Origin of the sequence: Streptomyces sp. NPDC048436 (genome assembly GCF_043200355.1) — a bacterium.
In the GTDB taxonomy this organism is placed as follows: domain Bacteria; phylum Actinomycetota; class Actinomycetes; order Streptomycetales; family Streptomycetaceae; genus Streptomyces.
In genome coordinates, this window is sequence record NZ_JBICXP010000007.1 from 405,100 (window position 1) to 422,015 (window position 16,916).

Here is a 16,916-nt window from a genome sequence, read left to right on the forward strand (position 1 = left end):
AATCGTGCATGACCATGCCCGTCTCGCGACGCACCCTGCTTCCCCGCCCCTCCAAGTCCGCAGCGCTCACCGCGATCGCCCTGGTGGCGGCGTGTGCGTCCCTGACCGCCGGGTGCGGGGTCATCCCCGGTTCCGCACAGGCATCCGGGAAAGACCCCGTGACCGTCATGACCTGGGCCCCGGAGAAGACCAAGGCGACGAACAAACCCGGCATCCCCGCGATGGCGCAGGCGTACGCGCGCTGGGTCAACGCCCACGGCGGCCTCGACGGCCGTCAGCTCAAGGTCGTCACCTGCAACGACCACAACGACCCGGTGGGCGCCGCCGACTGCGCCCGCAAGGCGGTCGACATGAAGGTGGCGGCCGTCGTCGGCTCCTACAGCCAGCACGGCCGGTCCTTCCTCTCCCCCCTCGAAGTCGCCGGAATCCCCTACATCGGCGGCTACGGCGTCACCGACGAGGAGTTCACAAGCCCCCTGTCGTACCCCGTCAACGGCGGCGAACCGGCGCTCATGGCGGGCAACGGCCGCCAGCTCGCCGCCAGCTGCGAGCGCGTATCCCTCGTACGTCCCGACACCATCGCCGGAGACGACCTGCCGGGGCTCCTGGACGCGGGCCTCGCGGAGGGCCGCCGCAAGCCCGCCTCCGACGTCCGGGCGCCCGAGGACGGCACCGACTTCACGGCGCAGGCCGAGCAGGCGCTGACCCGCGCGGGCACCAGCGGCTGTGTGACGGCGGCTCTCGGCGCCCGCACGGACACGTTCTACGACTCCTTCCGGCGCACCGAGGACGCGTACCCGCCCGCGAAGATCTCCTCCGTGCTCGGCAGCGTCGACCAGTCCCTCATCGACCGCACGGGCGGCGGCGAAGGACCGTACGAAGGCGCCTACGTCACCGGCTGGTACCCGGCGGCAAGCGACGCCCGGTGGGGCGACATGCGCGAAGTCATCCGACAGCAGGCCTTCGGCGACAACCGCGTCGACGCGACGGACGCGGGCGTGCAGACGACGTGGATCGCCTACACCGTCCTGAAGCGGACCGTCGAGTCGCTCGACGGCGGCGAGGTCTCCGCACGGACGCTGCGGCGCGCCCTCGACGACGGGCTCCAGGTCCGGACGGGCGGACTGACGCCCACCCTGAGCTGGCGCTTCAAGGACATGCTGGCGGCGAGCGATTTCCCGCGCCTGGTGAACGCGGACGTCACGTTCCAGGTGGTGCGGGACGGCCGCCTCGTACCCGCGCGGAAGGGCTTCGTGAACGTGGCGAAGACGCTGGAGCAGGTGAGGTGAGGCGAGGCGGGGTGCGGCGGCCACCTCGCCCCCGCCCGCCTACAGCTGTGACCTGTCTCGCGTGGTGAGCTGGTGCTGCTGGGCGATGGGGTTCCACAGCCCCGCCGCCTCCTCCTTGGCCGTCGTCGCCTCGCCACTCGACTTGTTCGCGGCGGCGGCCTGCGGGGTGATGCGGGCGCGGCCCTTCTTGCAGCCCTTCTTGCCGGCGACCTGGTCGGCCCACGCGGCGTAGTGGTTGTCGGCCGCGGCGGACGCCTTCCACGCCTTGGTGAGGGCGGCGGTCAGCCGGACGTTGGAGGGGAGCTTGTCCACGGTGAGCCCCGAAAGGCGCGTGACCAGGCCGTTGCGCTGCTTGGCCGCGTTCCGCAGATCGGTGGCCGACTTGCCGAGGTCGGTGCACTTGCCCACATTGCGTACGGCGGCGATCACCGAGTCACGGCTGTTGTTGCTGTCGGCGAGGAGCTTGTCCAGGGCGACGGCCTGCTCCTTGGCGGGGTCGACGGACGGCGACGGCTTGTCGTCGGCGGGCGCGGACTCGGAGACGGTCTGAGGGCTGTCCTTCTTCTCGTCGCCTCCGCCGCTGCTGAGGAGTGCGCCCGCTCCGACGCCGAGCAGTGCGATGACGACGCCGATGGCCGCGATGAGCGGCACCTTCGACCCCGTACGGCCGCCGCGATCGGGCGCCGCCGCGGCGGTCCGGCGTGCGGCGCGGCCCCCGCCGTCGCCTCCGTGGGCGCCGTGGGCTCCGTGGCCCGCGTGGGCGGCGGCGGGCTGCGGCGGCTCGAAGCGGGGCATCTGCTGCGTCGAGGCGGGGCCTTCGGCCTCCGGCTGCTCGGTGCGGAAGAGGCTGTCGAACTCGGCGGGCGGCTGCCGGTCACCCGGGGCGCCCGGCCTGATCCCGAAGGGCGCGGTGCCGGGCTCGGCGGGCACGGGGGCTATGTACTGCGTGGGCTCGCTGTCGGAACCGGCGGCCGGCGGCATGGGGCCGCTGGGCATGGGCGCGCTGGGCATGGGACCGCGGCCCAGGAACTGCGTGGCCTCCCCCGCGGGGGCCTCGGGCGGCAGGGCGCCGGGGGCGACCGGGGGTATGTACTGGGTGGCGCCTTCGTCCGGCGCCGCGTGCTGCGGCTGCGGCTGCGGCTGCGGCTGCGCCCCGTAGGGAGGCTGCGGTCCCGCGGGCACCGGCGGGATGTACTGCGTGGCGTCGGCGTCACCCGCGGCGGCCCCGGCCGGGGGCAGCGGCATCGCGCCCACGGCGGGCGGAAGCTGGCCCGCCTGCGCGACGGGGGGAAGTTGGCCGGGGAGCTGCTGGCCGGAGGGCTGCGCCGACTGCTCGGGGTACGCGGCAGCCGCGGGCGGCCCGGCGTGCGCCCCACCGGCCGACGGTCTCGCGTGCGCCCCACCCGCGGGCTGGCCGCCGTAGGAGGCGTCGCTGTACGAGGCATCTGCGGGCCTGCCGTACTGCGCTCCGTACGCGGTGTCGGCCGCGGGCGGCTGCGCCCCGTACTGGGGCTGCTGTGCTCCGTACTGGGGTGACTGTGCCCCGTACTGAGGCTGCTGTGCCCCGTACTGAGGCGGCTGCGGCGTGCCCTCGGGGGGCAGCGGGGAGGCCCCGCCATAGGTCTGCTGCTGCCCGCCGGGCGCCGCGCCCTGCCCCTGGCCTTGACCCTGGCCCTGGCCCTGGCCCGGTGCCGCGCCCTCCGGTGCGCCCCACGCCTGGCCGGAGCCGGGCGGCGGGTCCGCCGGGGCGGGGCCCCACGGCTGGCCCCAGGGGCTGCCGCCCGCCGGGGCGACCTGGTCGCCGGTGGTGCCCGGCATCAGGGGCTCGCTTCCGTCGGCAGGCAGCACGATGCCTTCGTGCGCGTGCCGGTCCGCGGGTTGCGGATCGGAGGAAGCGGCGCCCTGCCCGCCTTGCTGCGTCACCGGGACTCCTACGAATGGGGGACCTACGGAACCGTCGGCTCACGCTACCGGGTCGGCCCAGCCGTCTGCCACGCAGCTCAAACCTCCGCCACCGCCTCAATCTCGGAAGTAACAAAACCTCTCGGCGAAACGCTGATTAAGGCACCGCGAAGGCCGATCGCGTACGGGAGTTGGCCGTTCACGGTGCGGAAAGGGCAAGGACGAGCCGCGTTCACATACACGCGACGCACGTCACAAACCCTTAACGCTCCTCATCGCGGACCGGCAGGACCGCGCTCCTCACGCCGCCTGGACGTCCATGCGCGCACCGAACTCCCTTACCACCGGCTCCTCCCGGTACGGTTCGAGCCGCTGCTGGAGGTCCTCCAGGTACTCGGCGCCGCGGTTCGACCGCAGCGTGCCGAGGAGCTGCACCGCCTTCAGGCCCGTGTGGCACGCCTGCTCGATGTCCCGCCGCTGCACCTGCGCCGTGGCGAGCAGGACGAGGCCGATCGCCCGCCGCCGCGCCCGCGTCTGGGGATGCCCCGCGAGGGACTCCTCCGCGCTGCGCGCCGCCGCGTCGGCCTGACCCAAGTCACGGTGACAATGCGCCAGTTCATCGGCCAGATACGCATGGTCGAAGTGCCGGATCCACACCGGGTCGTCGCCCGAATCCGCCTCTCCCGAGGCCCGGTCCATCGCCTCGACCGCCCGGCCCGCGACGGCCTGCGTCGAACGCCCGTCCCCGAGCAGCGCGTGCCCCCTCGCCTCGGCGGCGTAGAACATGGCCTCCGCGCGCGGGGTCACCCGCCCGCGCGTCCCCTCCTGGGCGGCCCGCGCCAACTGCGCGATCTCCCGCGGGTTCCCGAGCTGCGCCGCGAGATGGCTCATGGACGCGGCCAGTACGTAACCGCCGTAGCCCCGGTCGCCCGCCGCCTGCGCGAGCCGCAGCGCCTGGATGTAGTAGCGCTGGGCCAGGCCGGGCTGGCCCGTGTCCACGGCCATGTACCCGGCGAGCTCCGTCAACCGGGCGACGGAAGCGAACAGTTCACGCCCCACCGACTCCCGGTAGGAACCGGCGAGGAGACCCGACACCACGCTGTTGAGGTAGTGCACCACCACCGGCCGCACATGCCCGCTGCCGTACTGGTGGTCGAGCTGCGTCAGCGCCTCCGTCATGGCCCGCACCGCCGCCACGTCGGAGAGCCCGACCCGCGGCCCGGCCATCCGCCCGACCTGCGCGTCCGGCGACGAGATCAGCCAGTCGCGGCTGGGCTCGACGAGCGCGGAAGCGGCGACGGACGAACCGGACAGGAAGTCCCGCCGCCCCACGTCGCTGCGCCACAGCTCGCAGACCTGCTCGATGGCGCCGAGCACGGTGGGCGAGAACTGCAGTCCGACACCGGAGGCGAGGTTCTTGCCGTTCGCCATGCCGATCTCGTCGATCGTGACCGTCCGGCCGAGCTTGCGGCCGAGCGCCTCCGCGATGATGCCGGGCGCCCTGCCGCGCGGCTGCTGACCGCGCAGCCACCGGGCGACGGACGTCTTGTCGTAGCGCAGATCGAGACCGTGCTCCGCGCCGCACATGTTGACGCGGCGGGCCAGGCCCGCGTTCGAGCAACCCGCTTCCTGAATGAGTGCCTGCAGCCTTTCATTGGGCTGCCGCGCGACGAGCGGCCTTGCGGCCATGGCGTACCCCCTGATGTGCACTGTGGATCACCTGGACAGGGGCCGGAATCAGCCGCCCGCGGTGATCAATGCCCTTGGAGCAAACGGAAGATGCACCACAAACGGACGATAAGTCAGCAACTGGGCTTCTTCTGTGCGCCCCGAAGGGCGCCTCACACCTGGCTACCCGCACATGGAACCCATTGCCCATGCGCGCCCCCACCCGTGCACCCATGCGCCCCAGGTGCAGGATCGATGCTCCGCCCCCGCGCACGCGCGGGCCGTAACCGTAGGTGGCGGGCGGAGTTGAGAACTCCGTGGAAGAGACCATGGGAGTCACGTCAGCCGCGCACATCCCGAAGCAGCGCGGAGAATCCTTGCTGGACACGGCCGTGCGATACGCGGAAGAGCGCCACTGGGACGTGTTTCCCGGGACGTGGCTCGAGTCCGTCGAGGGGGCCGAAATCTGTTCGTGCGGTGACACGGTGTGCGCGACCCCCGGTTCGCACCCGGCGCGCGAGGACTGGGCCACGCAGGCGACGGGCAGCGCGACCGCGGCGCGCAGGCTCTGGGCGAAGCAGCCGAAGGCCTCGATCCTGCTACCGACGGGCCGTACGTTCGACGCGATCGACGTACCGGAGATCGCCGGGTTCCTCGCCCTGGCCCGCATGGAACGCATGGAGCTCACCCTCGGCCCCGTGACGTGCACCCCCGACCGCCGGATGCAGTTCTTCGTCCTGCCCGGAGCCACGGCGAAGGTGCCCGACCTCGTACGCAAGCTGGGCTGGCCGCCCGCCGCGATCGACCTGATCTCGCTCGGCGAAGGTGCGTACGTGGCCGCGCCCCCCACCCGCTTCGGCGCCTCGGGCGCGGTGCAGTGGGCCTGCCGCCCCACACAGGCGAACCGGTGGCTGCCGGACGCGGAGGAGATCATCTCGCCTCTGGCGTACGCGTGCGGTCGCGAGGCCCGGCGGTAGAGGCGGCCTCGCGGGACTTTTTCAGCCCGTCCGGCGTTTGAGGACGAACTCGGCGAAGCCGGTGATGACGGTGCCCAAGACGTATCGTGCACAGTCCGAGACGGCCACGACGAAGGGCGGGCGGACACCGTGACGCAGGCAGATCCGGCGGCGCCGCCCGCAGCGGTACGAGTGCAGGGCCTGTGGAAGGCCTTCGGCCAGCAAGTCGCCGTCGCCGGAATCGACCTCACCCTCCCCGCGGGCAAGTTCATCGGGCTCGTCGGCCCGAACGGCGCGGGCAAGACCACCACCCTCTCCATGGTGACCGGGCTCCTGCGCCCCGACCGCGGCACGGTCGAAGTCGTCGGCCACGACGTCTGGGCCGACCCCGTCCAGGTCAAGGCCCGCATCGGCGTCCTCCCGGAAGGCCTGCGCCTCTTCGAACGCCTCTCGGGACGCGAACTCCTCGCCTACACCGGCCGGCTGCGCGGACTCCCCGGCGACGAGGTCGACAAGAGGGTGACCCAGCTCCTGGACGTACTCGACCTCGGCGGCGCCCAGCACAAACTCGTCGTCGACTACTCGACCGGCATGCGCAAGAAGATCGGCCTGGCCGCAGCCCTCCTCCACAACCCCGAAGTCCTCTTCCTCGACGAGCCCTTCGAAGGCGTCGACCCCGTCTCCGCGCAGACCATCCGCGGCGTCCTGGAGCGCTACACCGCATCCGGAGCGACCGTCGTCTTCTCGTCGCACGTCATGGAACTCGTCGAATCGCTCTGCGACTGGGTAGCCGTCATGGCGGCGGGACGCATCCGCGCCCAGGGCACCCTCGCCGAGGTGCGCGGCGCCGCCCCCTCGCTCCAGCAGGCGTTCCTCGAACTCGTCGGCGCGGGAGGCCGCGACACCGGCTCGCACCTCGACTGGCTGGGCGGCGGCACCCGATGAGCGGCGCCCGGGAGAGCGCATCCGCACCCTCCATCACCCCCGTCTTCGTACGACTGAAGCTCTCGCTCCTGCGCAACGGCCTGCACCAGTCGAGCGGACGCCGCGCCGCCTACATCGCATCCGTCGTCGCGGCCCTCCTCGTCGCCGCGCTCCAGCTCCTCGGGCTCATCGCCCTGCGCGGCAACGAACACGCCGCCACCCTCTCCATCCTGCTCACCGCCGTCCTCGCGCTCGGCTGGGCCGTGATGCCGCTCTTCTTCCCCAGCGGCGACGAGACCCTCGACCCCACGCGCCTGGTCATGCTCCCCCTGCGCCCCCGGCCGCTGACCCGCGCACTCCTCGTCGCGTCCCTGGTCGGCATCGGCCCGCTCTTCACCCTCTGCCTCGCGCTCGGCTCGGTGATCTCGCTCGCGCACGGCGCGGCGGCGGCCGTCACCGGCGTCCTCGCCATCGCACTGACCCTCCTGATCTGCGTGGCCCTCGCGCGCACCGTCGCCACCGCCAACATCCGCCTGCTCACCAGCCGCAAGGGACGCGACCTCGCCGTACTGAGCGGCCTGGTCATCGCGATCGGCGCGCAGCTCGTCAACTTCGGGGCACAGAAACTCGGTTCGTCGGGGCTCTCGCAGCTCGACCCGGCGGCGGACGTCGTCCGCTGGATCCCGCCCGCGTCCGCGATCGCCGCCGTCGACTCGGTGAGCGAGGGCTCGTACGGGATGGGCATCGCCCAACTCGCCCTGAGCGGCGCTGCCCTCGCCGCCCTCCTCACCCTCTGGCAGCGCAGCCTCACCCACCTCATGACGACGCCCGACGGCTCGACACTCGCGGCGGCGGAACCCACCAAGGCCCGCTCGGCCCGCGGCCTCGGCCGCCTGCTCCCCGCCGGACGCACCGGCACGGTCATGGAGCGCAGCCTGCGCTATGTGTGGCGCGACCCTAAGACGAAGGCCGCCTGGGTGACATCCCTGGCCATCGGCCTCATCGTGCCCCTCTTCAACGCCCTCCAGGGCACCGGATCGATCTACTTCGCGTGCTTCGCGGCGGGGATGCTCGGCGTCCTCATGTACAACCAGTTCGGCCAGGACACCTCCGCGTTCTGGATGGTCGCGATGACGATCTCCTCGACGTACGACGCCTACACCGAACTCCGTGCCCGCGCCCTGGCCCTCCTCGTGATCACCCTCCCGTACGCGACGCTGGTCACGGCGGTCACCGCGGCCGTGCTCGGCGACTGGACCGGCCTGCCGGAGGCGCTCGGCCTCTCCTTCGCCCTGCTCGGCGCGATGCTGGCGACGGGCGCCTGGTCATCGGCCCGCTTCCCCTACTCGATCCCCCAGGACGGCTACAAGAACGTGGCCCCCGGGCAGGCGGGCCTGGCCTGGATCTCGATCTTCGGCGGCATGGTCGCCGCGGCCCTGCTCTGCGCCCCGGTGCTCGCCTTCACCATCTGGCTGCACGTCTCGGGCGGGGGCTCCTGGTCCTGGGTGCTGCTACCGCTGGGCGGGGCCTACGGGGCGGTGATCACCTACTTCGGCCTGCGGCTCGCGGCACCGAGGGTGGCGCGGCGGCTGCCGGAGATCCTGACGGCGGTAAGCAAGGGCTGAGGACCTCTGCCTCTCCGGGAACGCAGACGACCCGCGAGCCATGGTCCCCGCCGTACGAAACGGCGGGGAGCCGGCCGGACTTACCGGCGGCTCGCGGGTCGGGTGACTGCTTGGGATTGGGCCGGCTGCACGCACATCACACGTGCTGGTCCGGCGCCGAAATCGAGTTGCGACGACGGGCCACTAGCCCGCAGTCACCTCACGCGTCCGGTTTCGATACATCTGCCGAACCACCTCCTCTCCGTGATGACACACACCTTAGGAAGCGGGACGGCTCGGCTCAACCGGTTTTTCGAACCGGTGGTGAGACGGACTCCTGCCGGGTGCCGTAGGCGTATCCGTCGCCGCGCTGAAGCAGCCGCAGGTTCTGGTGCGAGACGTTGATCCGCCCGGCCGGCGTGGCGATGCTGTGCTGCCCTCTGGCACGCTTGGCCCGGGCCCGCCGAAGCCGGGGGAAGCCGAACCGGTCGGGAGTCGTGCGGGCGTAGGAGCCTCGTCCGGCGGCATTCATCACCAGAACACGGGCAGGCACCCGAACGATCCTGCCGTCATCAGCGGAATGCTTGCCGACGGCGATGGCGTCGATGGTGTGGGTCTTGTCCAGTCCGGCCGCCGTGCGGTTCCGGTGGGTTAAGCCGCCGGGCCAGGCGTGGACCGATGGACCGAGCGCGCCGAGCCGCTCGATGAGCTGCCGCCTGGTCGAGTTCATGACGGCGGCATCACGCAACGGCGTGCGCGTCCGCCCCAGGACCTTAGCGAGTCGATCCGGGGAACGCAGGCGAGCACAACGTTGGAGAGCTTGCTGGAACCGCCGCGGCTGACGGGATGAACGTGGTCGATGTTCAGAGGAGTACCAGTAGCTCCGCAGTAGGCGCAGGCTCTGCCCCCGGCAGCGAACAGGTAGGAACGGGCGCCGATACCAGCGAGTGGGCCGTTCTGGTACTCGGCACCCTTGAGCCGCCTTCCCGCGCTCATGTGTCGACCCGGTGACGCACTGACGGGGCGAGCCACCCCTCCGGGCGGGTGCGGTTGTTGCTTCTCGGCGCCCGGTAACGGAGGTTGGCCATCGTCGGGTTCCGTCGTTTCGTCCGTGCGGGCGAGGCCGGTCGCTTTGGAGCCGGGGTCGATGCGCATCTGCACGCCGGTGACTTCCGAGTCGGCGCGCGTGCGGTCCTTGAGCCTGATAGTGAAGGGGACTTGCCGGTGGACTACGGCGCGTCCTTTGCCGAGTAGTTCGCGGGCGCGGGCAGGGTGGCAGGGCATCAACGGCCGCCGGTCCCTTGCCAGTACGAAGACTCTGCTCGCACCGATGCCTCCGGTGTATCCAGAGGACTTGGGAGCGTCACCGCTCCCGGTCTCTGCCGTCTGCGCCGCCGTGGCGACTGATTCGACGTGCCGCCGACGGGCTCTGACGCGCTGCCCGCCGGTCTCCCCTCGCCCATGTTCCCCACCGGTGCCCCGCGCGGTGGCGGGGAGTCCGTGAGCCGTTTCGTCCTTGCTCCAGAGGGTGTCTGCTCTCGCGGATTCCAGAGCGGGCTGTCTTGATGACTTGGGCTGTTCACTCGGCCTGTCCGTGCAAGGGACGGGCTTCAGTTCGATGCTGTCGGCTCGATGCCCACGGGAACGTTGGGGGCGGCCTGTGACGTTAAATCGGGGCAACGATTTCGTCTGACTTCTGGGAAGCACCTGTGGGCTGCGTCACGTTCGAGTTCAATGATCTGACGTGCGGTACACGCGGAACTCGCAGAACATGCAGCTCATGAGGACACGGCCTGCAGGGGGTGCCAGGTGAGTGCTTCCCGGCGTAGCGGGACCACCGACGAGTTGGGGCCTGAAGAGCCCGAGCCCGGTGGGGCCGAATTGCTCGCGGCGTTGTTGGACGGCATGGACGCCGCGTTGTGTGCGTTCGATGCCGATGGGGTGGTGACGCACTGGAATCGTGAGGCCGAGCGGATCCTCGGGTGGTCGGCGGTGGAGGCCGTCGGGCGGCGGGGGTTCGCGGGGTGGGCGGTGCGGACCGCCGATGCGGCGGAGGTCGAGCGGCGGCTGTTGTCCGCCATGGAGGCTCCGGGGCGGCAGGTGCATGAGTTCGCTCTGCTCACGAAGGACGGCGGGCGGGTGCTCGTGCGGACCCAGTCCGCCGCCGTGCGGGGCGGGGACGGTAAGCCCGCCGGTGTGTACTGCGCGTTCAGCGAGGTGCACGCGCAGATCGACCTGGAGCGTTCCATCGCCTTGAGCGAGGCGCTGTTCGAGGACGCGTCGTGGGGTGTGGTGCTCGTCGACGCCGATCTGCGGCCCGCCGTGGTCAATGAACATGCCGCCCGGGCGCTCGGGATGGGGCGTACGGCCTTGCTGGGGCGGCCTCTTGGCGAGTTGCTCGGGCAGGGTGTGGAGGAGCTGGAGGGCGCGCTGAGCCATGTGCTCGCCGAGGGTGCGCCGCCCGCTCCCGCGGAGATGTGGGTGGCCTTGCGGAGCCCGGAGAGCGGTGAGCAGGAGCGGCGTTGCTGGCGCAGCGGCTTCGTGCGGCTTGCCTCGCCGCTCGCGGAGGAGCCGGTTCCGCTGGGGGTCGGCTGGCTCTTCCAGGACGTGACGGAGGCCAAGCAGACGGAGCTGGAGGCGGTGCAACTCCGGTTCCGTTCGCAGCAGTTGCACCGTTCGGCGCGGGCCGCCGCCGAGTGCGAGGATCCGACGGAGGCGGCGACCGTCCAGCTGGACTTCGCCCTGGCCGGTTTCGCCGACCACGCGTTGATCGATCTGGTGGCGGGTGAGGCGGAGCCGGTGCGGCTCGTGCGGGCCGCGGCGACGCCCGCGGGGGCGCCGGGGCCGTGCCTGCCGGTGGCCAGGGCGGGGCTGCCCGTCCGCTATCTGGAGGGGCACCCTGCCCCGCAGTGCGTGGAGCGGGTGGGTTGCGTACGGGCCAGCGCGGGCAACGCGTCGCCCGAGCGTGCCCGGGAGTGGGCGGCGGCGAGGCAGTGGCCGCAGGACACGGTGCACGCCTTGTGCGCGGTGCTGCGCAGCCGGGGGCGGACGCTGGGGGTGGTGACGTTCCTGCGGGGCGCGAGCCGCACGCAGTTCGAGCGGGCGGACGCGACGTACGCGGAGAGCGTGGCGGCGAGGGTCGCGGCCTCGCTTGATCTGGCTCGGGTGCTGGGCGACTGAGGGTGGGGCCTCCCGGGGGGCCCCGGGGGGCCTCCGAACTCTCAGCGGCGGTAGAAGATCCGGTCGCCGTACTCCGCGAACACGCGGCCGTTCCACTCGTGCCCGCCGTCCACGTTCCCCGAACGCAGCAATGGCGGCTCGACACCGCGCGCGGCGAGCTCCTCCACGGCCGTCGCCATCATGGCCTGCATGATCGCGTTGGTGACGACGCTGGAGGCGGGCCCGAAGGGGGCGTCGACCGTGTCGAGGCTGAGTTCCGCGTCGCCGAGGGCGATCTTCGAGTCGATCACGACGTCGCAGTGGTCCTTGAGGAAGGTCCCCGACTTGTGCCGTGACTTCGTCTCCGTCGCGTACGCCACCGACGTCACGCCGATGACCTTCAGGCCGAGCGCGCGGGCGTTCATCGCCATCTCCACGGGAAGCGAGTTGCGCCCGGAGAGGGAGATGATCACGAGTACGTCGCCGGGGCGGGCCGGTGAGGAGTCCAGGACGGCGCCCGCGAGCCCGTCGACGCGCTCAAGGGCCGAGCCGAGCGTGGCGGGCATGACGTCGATGCCGACGACCCCGGGGACGGCCAGGAGGTTCATCAGGGCGAGGCCGCCCGCGCGGTAGACGACGTCCTGGGCGGCGAGCGAGGAGTGTCCGGCGCCGAAGGCGAAGAGCCTGCCGCCCGCCTCGACGGCGTCGGCAAGGAGCGTGCCCGCCGCGTCGACGTTCCCGCCCTCCTCGTCGCGCACCCGTCCGAGCAGGCCGATCGCGGCGTCGATGTACTGACCGGCCAGCTTGCTCTCGCTCTTCGAGCCCATGCGCCGAGGAACCTTTCCGGGTACGTATGTCCTGTATGCATGTCCTGCACATACGGCCCGCACGTACTTCCTGCACGTGTTTCCCGTGTGCCGCGGATCACGTTGCGGTCTGGACCAGTGCCCTGTCAATACGGCCCGGGCACCCCGTCGACGACCGCCTGACCCGGGGTTCACCCCGACGAGACCCGGTTGTCAGTGGTATGCGTCAGTATTGAGGGCAGGGCCGGCCGCACGAGCGAAATCTGAGGGGCACCCATGTCGGGGCTTATTGACACCACTGAGATGTATTTGCGCACCATCCTCGAGCTGGAGGAGGAAGGTGTGGTCCCCATGCGCGCCCGGATCGCCGAGCGGCTCGACCAGAGCGGGCCGACGGTGAGCCAGACGGTCGCGCGCATGGAGCGTGACGGCCTGGTTGCCGTCGCCAGCGACCGTCACCTGGAGCTGACCGAGGAGGGCCGCAGGCTCGCCACCCGCGTGATGCGCAAGCACCGCCTCGCGGAGTGCCTCCTTGTCGACGTGATCGGCCTGGAGTGGGAGCAGGTCCACGCGGAGGCGTGTCGCTGGGAACACGTGATGAGCGAGGCGGTGGAGCGCCGTGTCCTGGAGCTCCTGCGCCACCCCACCGAGTCTCCGTACGGGAACCCGATCCCGGGCCTTGAGGAGCTGGGCGAGAAGGACGGCGCCGATCCGTTCCTGGACGAGGGCATGGTCTCCCTGGTCGACCTCGACCCGGGCACGGAGGGCAAGACCGTCGTGGTGCGCCGCATCGGCGAGCCGATCCAGACGGACGCCCAGCTGATGTACACGCTGCGGCGCGCGGGCGTGCAGCCCGGCTCCGTGGTGAGCGTGACGGAGTCCGCGGGCGGGGTGCTCGTGGGCAGCAGCGGTGAGGCGGCGGAACTCGACGCGGAGGTCGCGTCGCACGTCTTCGTGGCCAAGCGCTGACGGAATCCGGCCGTTACCGGGTGTTCACGTCAACTGGCGTTGCTTACCGGTCAGTTGTGAAGGCTCCAGGTTCGTATGGAGTCCAAGATTCAGTGTGCGGAATCGCAGCGGCGGGACGTTTTGCGTGCGAGGCTGTCGCGAGAGGCATATGACCTGAGGGCTCTTGACCGCGTCGGCACCGGGTCTGGCCGTCACGGCCGTGAGAGGGGGCAGGAGGATGTGCCCATCTGGTGAGCGCCTGCGGGAGTGGTGCGCACCGGCACCTCCGGTGCGCACAGAGGGCCCCGGCGCCCTTGGGCGCCGGGGCCTGTCCTCCCCTGCTTCGACCCGGAGCCCCGAGCTCCCAGGGTCGTCCCCCTCGGACCGTTTTCCCCGAGCGGTCCGCCTCCCGATGAAGATCTCCCCTCGGCGCCGAAGGCCAATCCTTGAGGGTGGTCACTCGAACGAGGGGTGTTGCCGGCGATCCGCCCGCTTTCGAAAAAGAGTTCGATAGCGTGCGGGGGTGCGTGACAGAACCAGGCGTTCAGCCCGAGTGGATTCAAGGGGGGTGCCAGGAACCATGGTGCGGCGCATCGACGTGACGGGTGCGGGTGGCGTACGCCTCGCCGCCTGGGAGTTCGCCGATCCTCCCAAGTCCAGGGAGGCCGACGTGTCACCCGGTGGGGTGCTCTTACTGCACGGCCTGATGGGCCGTGCGTCCCATTGGGCGGACACCGCCCGCTGGCTCGCCGAGCGGCATCGCGCGGTCGCACTCGACCAGCGCGCGCACGGACAGAGCGACAAGCCCCCCGAGGGCCCCTTCACCCGCGATGCCTACGTGGACGACGCCGAGGCCGCGCTCGTCCAGCTCGGCCTCGCCCCCGCCGTCCTCATCGGCCACTCCATGGGCGCGCTCACCGCCTGGCAGCTCGCCGCGAAGCGCCCCGACCTCGTCCGCGCCCTGATCATCTGCGACATGCGGGCCTCCGCGCTCGGCGCGGCATCGCAGCGCGAGTGGGAGGACTGGTTCAAGGCCTGGCCCGTACCCTTCGCGACGCTCGCCGACGTAAGGAAGTGGTTCGGCGAGGACGACCCCTGGGTGGAGCGCCCGAACCCCTCCCGGGGCGAGTTCTTCGCGGAGGTGATGGCCGAGGGCCCGGACGGCTGGCGCCCCGTCTTCGACCGCGACCAGATGCTGAAGTCCCGCGAGACCTGGGTCTACGACGCGCACTGGGAGGACCTCGCCCAGGTCCAGTGCCCCGCCCTCGTCGTCCGCGGCCTGGACGGCGAGCTGGGCCGCGCCGAGGCCCAGGAGATGGTCCGCGTGATGCCGCGCGGGCAGTACGCGGAGGTGGCGGACGCGGGCCATCTGGTGCACTACGACCAGCCGGAGGCGTGGCGCGAGGCGATCCAGCCGTTCCTGGACGGGGTCCTCACGGGGTAGGGATGCCCGGGCCCGGCTGTCACGGGCTGAGGCGCTCCACAGCCCAGCCGGTAGCCGCACCCGCCTCCGCCCGCGCATAGCGCAGCCGGTCATGCAGCCGGTTCGCCCTGCCCTGCCAGAACTCCACCGACCTCGGCTCCACCCGGAAGCCGCCCCAGTGCGGCGGCGCCGGGACCTGCTCGCCCTCGGGGTAGCGGGCCGCCAAGTCGGCGTACGCGCGGTCAAGTTCCTCGCGCGCGCCGATCACCGAGGACTGGGCGCTGGCCCACGCGCCGAGCTGGGAGCCGTGCGGGCGGGAGCGGAAGTAGGCCACCGTCTCCTCGCGGGCGACGCGCGTCGCCGTGCCCGTGACGATGACCTGGCGGGCCATCGGGTGCCAGGGGAAGAGCAGCGCGATGTTCGGGTTCGCGGCCAGTTCGCGGGCTTTCTGGGAGTCGTAGTTGGTGAAGAAGACGAAGCCGCGCTCGTCGTAGCCCTTCAGCAGGACCGTGCGGGAGCTGGGGCGGCCCTCGGTGTCCACCGTCGAGACGACCATGGCGTTCGGCTCGTGGAGCAGGCCCGCACCGGCCGCGGCCAGTGCCTGGTCGAACCAGAGCGCGAAGAGTTCGACGGGGGTGGCGGGCACTTCCCCTTCGAGGAGTCCGTCGATGCCGTAGTGGGCACGTATGGCGGCGAGGTCGGCCATTGAAGGCGCAGAAGGCGCAGCAGGGGCTTCAGAGGCAGGAGGGACGGAGGAGGCGGCGGACGAGGCGGATGAGGAGGCGGCGGCTCGATCGGTCACACCGTCATCCTGCCGTATACGAAGGCGCGGACGGCGGGCCCCCGTTCACCAAGGAGAGGTGACGTGTGGCACTGAGTGCCGGGTGCCATCGCCAAGGGTGGCACCAAGGGATATCGTTCCGCTGCCGAATCGGTTGGGTGACCACCAGCCGCACGGGGCATCACCGGGGTGACCGACCCGGACCGCGAGTCGAAAACCGGCAGTAATCACACATACCGGCAGACCGCGGAACCGGACCGGAATCGCCCACTTCTGACACATGGTCACGAGCTGTCTGTCACCACCATCTGTCGTACACGTCACGAGGAGCCGCCTGATGTCCGACTTCGTACCCGGACTTGAAGGAGTCATCGCGTTCGAGACGGAGATCGCCGAACCGGATAAGGAAGGCGGCGCGCTTCGCTATCGCGGCGTCGACATCGAGGATCTGGTCGGCCATGTCTCCTTCGGCAACGTCTGGGGCCTGCTGGTCGACGGCGCGTTCAACCCCGGCCTGCCGCCCGCCGAGCCGTTTCCGATCCCGGTGCACTCCGGTGACATCCGCGTCGACGTCCAGTCCGCGCTCGCCATGCTCGCCCCCGTGTGGGGCCTGAAGCCGCTCCTGGACATCAGCGAGCAGGAGGCCCGCGACGACCTCGCGAGGGCCGCCGTCATGGCGCTTTCGTACGTCGCCCAGTCCGCCCGCGGCCAGGGTCTGCCGATGGTGCCGCAGCATGAGATCGACAAGGCCGACACGGTCGTCGAGCGCTTCATGAAGCGGTGGCGCGGCGAGCCCGACCCCAAGCACGTCCAGGCCGTCGACGCGTACTGGACGTCGGCCGCCGAGCACGGCATGAACGCGTCGACGTTCACGGCCCGCGTCATCGCGTCGACGGGCGCGGACGTGGCGGCGGCGCTTTCGGGCGCCGTCGGCGCCATGTCCGGACCGCTGCACGGCGGTGCGCCGTCCCGTGTCCTCGGCATGATCGAGGAGATCGAGCGCACGGGTGACGCGGTCGCGTACGTGAAGCAGGCGCTGGACAAGGGCGAGCGGCTCATGGGCTTCGGCCACCGGGTGTACCGGGCCGAGGACCCGCGGGCGCGCGTCCTGCGCCGCACGGCGCGTGAGCTGGGCGCTCCTCGCTACGAGGTGGCAGAGGCGCTTGAGAAGGCGGCCCTGGACGAGCTGCACGCCCGGCGCCCGGACCGCGTCCTCGCCACGAACGTCGAGTTCTGGGCGGCGATCGTCCTGGACTTCGCCGAGGTGCCGGCGCACATGTTCACGTCGATGTTCACGTGCGCGCGGACCGCGGGCTGGTCGGCGCACATCCTCGAGCAGAAGCGGACGGGGCGGCTCGTCCGCCCCTCGGCGCGGTACGTGGGCCCCGGGACGCGGGACCCGCGGGAGGTCATCGGCTACGGGGACATCGCGCGGTAGGACAGTCACCGGCTCCGC

At 71.4% G+C, this 16,916-nt stretch carries 14 protein-coding genes and 1 pseudogene; 8 read left to right on the forward strand and 7 right to left on the reverse strand.

The genetic code is table 11. The features are described 5' to 3' along the window. Positions 1-8 precede the first annotated feature (8 nt). Positions 9-1,289 (forward strand): ABC transporter substrate-binding protein, encoded by a 1,281-nt coding sequence (locus tag ACGFX9_RS25640; RefSeq protein ID WP_393476370.1) that lies wholly within the window; start codon positions 9-11, stop codon positions 1,287-1,289. Positions 1,290-1,328: 39 nt separating this feature from the next. Here ACGFX9_RS25640 and ACGFX9_RS25645 read toward each other — a convergent pair whose 3' ends face one another. After that, on the reverse strand, positions 1,329-3,212 hold the full coding sequence (locus ACGFX9_RS25645; RefSeq protein ID WP_393476372.1) for a hypothetical protein: 1,884 nt from the start codon (positions 3,210-3,212) through the stop codon (positions 1,329-1,331). Between the two features lie 279 nt (positions 3,213-3,491). Next, complete coding sequence (locus ACGFX9_RS25650; protein WP_393476374.1) at positions 3,492-4,880, reverse strand: transcriptional regulator; 1,389 nt, start codon at positions 4,878-4,880, stop codon at positions 3,492-3,494. A 308-nt stretch (positions 4,881-5,188) separates the two neighbouring features. Between ACGFX9_RS25650 and ACGFX9_RS25655 the strand changes: the two genes are divergently transcribed. The 3 genes from ACGFX9_RS25655 to ACGFX9_RS25665 all read left to right on the forward strand — a co-directional run bounded on the left by ACGFX9_RS25655 (position 5,189) and on the right by ACGFX9_RS25665 (position 8,364). Further along, the gene (locus tag ACGFX9_RS25655) at positions 5,189-5,836 is read left to right on the forward strand and encodes a bifunctional DNA primase/polymerase (protein WP_393476377.1); all 648 of its coding nucleotides are present in this window, start codon (positions 5,189-5,191) and stop codon (positions 5,834-5,836) included. A gap of 129 nt (positions 5,837-5,965) precedes the next feature. After that, positions 5,966-6,760, forward strand: coding sequence for an ABC transporter ATP-binding protein (locus tag ACGFX9_RS25660; RefSeq protein WP_393476379.1), 795 nt, complete (start codon positions 5,966-5,968; stop codon positions 6,758-6,760). Next, complete coding sequence (locus ACGFX9_RS25665; protein ID WP_393476382.1) at positions 6,757-8,364, forward strand: transporter; 1,608 nt, start codon at positions 6,757-6,759, stop codon at positions 8,362-8,364. Before ACGFX9_RS25660 ends, ACGFX9_RS25665 begins: the two co-directional genes overlap by 4 nt. Positions 8,365-8,644: 280 nt before the next feature. Here the strand turns inward: ACGFX9_RS25665 and ACGFX9_RS25670 are convergent, their stop codons facing one another. From ACGFX9_RS25670 to ACGFX9_RS25680, 3 genes and pseudogenes are all read right to left on the reverse strand, one after another. After that, positions 8,645-9,073, reverse strand: coding sequence for a hypothetical protein (locus ACGFX9_RS25670; RefSeq protein WP_393476385.1), 429 nt, complete (start codon positions 9,071-9,073; stop codon positions 8,645-8,647). After that, positions 9,070-9,339 (reverse strand): HNH endonuclease, encoded by a 270-nt coding sequence (locus ACGFX9_RS25675; RefSeq protein WP_393476388.1) that lies wholly within the window; start codon positions 9,337-9,339, stop codon positions 9,070-9,072. The genes ACGFX9_RS25670 and ACGFX9_RS25675 overlap by 4 nt, the downstream gene beginning before the upstream one ends. Beyond that, a pseudogene (locus ACGFX9_RS25680) lies at positions 9,336-9,627 on the reverse strand (RRXRR domain-containing protein). The gene ACGFX9_RS25675 and the pseudogene ACGFX9_RS25680 overlap by 4 nt, the downstream one beginning before the upstream one ends. A 525-nt stretch (positions 9,628-10,152) precedes the next feature. On the opposite strand from ACGFX9_RS25680, the gene ACGFX9_RS25685 reads away from it, so the two are divergent. Beyond that, positions 10,153-11,523: a PAS domain-containing protein gene (locus ACGFX9_RS25685; protein ID WP_393476391.1), complete on the forward strand. Its 1,371-nt coding sequence runs from the start codon at positions 10,153-10,155 to the stop codon at positions 11,521-11,523. Between the two features lie 41 nt (positions 11,524-11,564). Here the strand turns inward: ACGFX9_RS25685 and ACGFX9_RS25690 are convergent, their stop codons facing one another. Further along, complete coding sequence (locus ACGFX9_RS25690) at positions 11,565-12,329, reverse strand: SIS domain-containing protein (RefSeq protein WP_393476394.1); 765 nt, start codon at positions 12,327-12,329, stop codon at positions 11,565-11,567. A gap of 255 nt (positions 12,330-12,584) precedes the next feature. Here ACGFX9_RS25690 and ACGFX9_RS25695 point away from each other — a divergent pair, with 255 nt between their 5' ends. Then, positions 12,585-13,277 (forward strand): metal-dependent transcriptional regulator, encoded by a 693-nt coding sequence (locus tag ACGFX9_RS25695; RefSeq protein ID WP_160505687.1) that lies wholly within the window; start codon positions 12,585-12,587, stop codon positions 13,275-13,277. Positions 13,278-13,836: 559 nt separating this feature from the next. Beyond that, complete coding sequence (locus ACGFX9_RS25700) at positions 13,837-14,700, forward strand: alpha/beta fold hydrolase (RefSeq protein WP_393476607.1); 864 nt, start codon at positions 13,837-13,839, stop codon at positions 14,698-14,700. Positions 14,701-14,719: 19 nt separating this feature from the next. Here ACGFX9_RS25700 and pdxH read toward each other — a convergent pair whose 3' ends face one another. Further along, positions 14,720-15,385 (reverse strand): pyridoxamine 5'-phosphate oxidase, encoded by a 666-nt coding sequence (gene pdxH, locus ACGFX9_RS25705; protein ID WP_393476397.1) that lies wholly within the window; start codon positions 15,383-15,385, stop codon positions 14,720-14,722. Between the two features lie 412 nt (positions 15,386-15,797). Between pdxH and ACGFX9_RS25710 the strand changes: the two genes are divergently transcribed. Further along, positions 15,798-16,898 carry a citrate synthase 2 gene (locus ACGFX9_RS25710; RefSeq protein WP_393476399.1) on the forward strand — a complete coding sequence of 367 codons (1,101 nt, stop codon included), beginning with the start codon at positions 15,798-15,800 and terminating at the stop codon, positions 16,896-16,898. Positions 16,899-16,916 lie beyond the last annotated feature (18 nt).

Excerpts from the sequence above, each read along its gene's own strand:
- ACGFX9_RS25690 (WP_393476394.1), bottom strand. The coding sequence starts at position 12,329 with ATGGGCTCGAAGAGCGAGAGCAAGCTGGCCGGTCAGTACATCGACGCC.
- ACGFX9_RS25665 (WP_393476382.1), top strand. The coding sequence starts at position 6,757 with ATGAGCGGCGCCCGGGAGAGCGCATCCGCACCCTCCATCACCCCCGTC.
- ACGFX9_RS25710 (WP_393476399.1), top strand. The coding sequence starts at position 15,798 with ATGTCCGACTTCGTACCCGGACTTGAAGGAGTCATCGCGTTCGAGACG.
- pdxH (WP_393476397.1), bottom strand. The coding sequence starts at position 15,385 with ATGGCCGACCTCGCCGCCATACGTGCCCACTACGGCATCGACGGACTC.
- ACGFX9_RS25700 (WP_393476607.1), top strand. The coding sequence starts at position 13,837 with ATGGTGCGGCGCATCGACGTGACGGGTGCGGGTGGCGTACGCCTCGCC.
- ACGFX9_RS25675 (WP_393476388.1), bottom strand. The coding sequence starts at position 9,339 with ATGAGCGCGGGAAGGCGGCTCAAGGGTGCCGAGTACCAGAACGGCCCA.
- ACGFX9_RS25670 (WP_393476385.1), bottom strand. The coding sequence starts at position 9,073 with ATGAACTCGACCAGGCGGCAGCTCATCGAGCGGCTCGGCGCGCTCGGT.
- ACGFX9_RS25655 (WP_393476377.1), top strand. The coding sequence starts at position 5,189 with ATGGGAGTCACGTCAGCCGCGCACATCCCGAAGCAGCGCGGAGAATCC.
- ACGFX9_RS25640 (WP_393476370.1), top strand. The coding sequence starts at position 9 with ATGACCATGCCCGTCTCGCGACGCACCCTGCTTCCCCGCCCCTCCAAG.
- ACGFX9_RS25650 (WP_393476374.1), bottom strand. The coding sequence starts at position 4,880 with ATGGCCGCAAGGCCGCTCGTCGCGCGGCAGCCCAATGAAAGGCTGCAG.
- ACGFX9_RS25695 (WP_160505687.1), top strand. The coding sequence starts at position 12,585 with ATGTCGGGGCTTATTGACACCACTGAGATGTATTTGCGCACCATCCTC.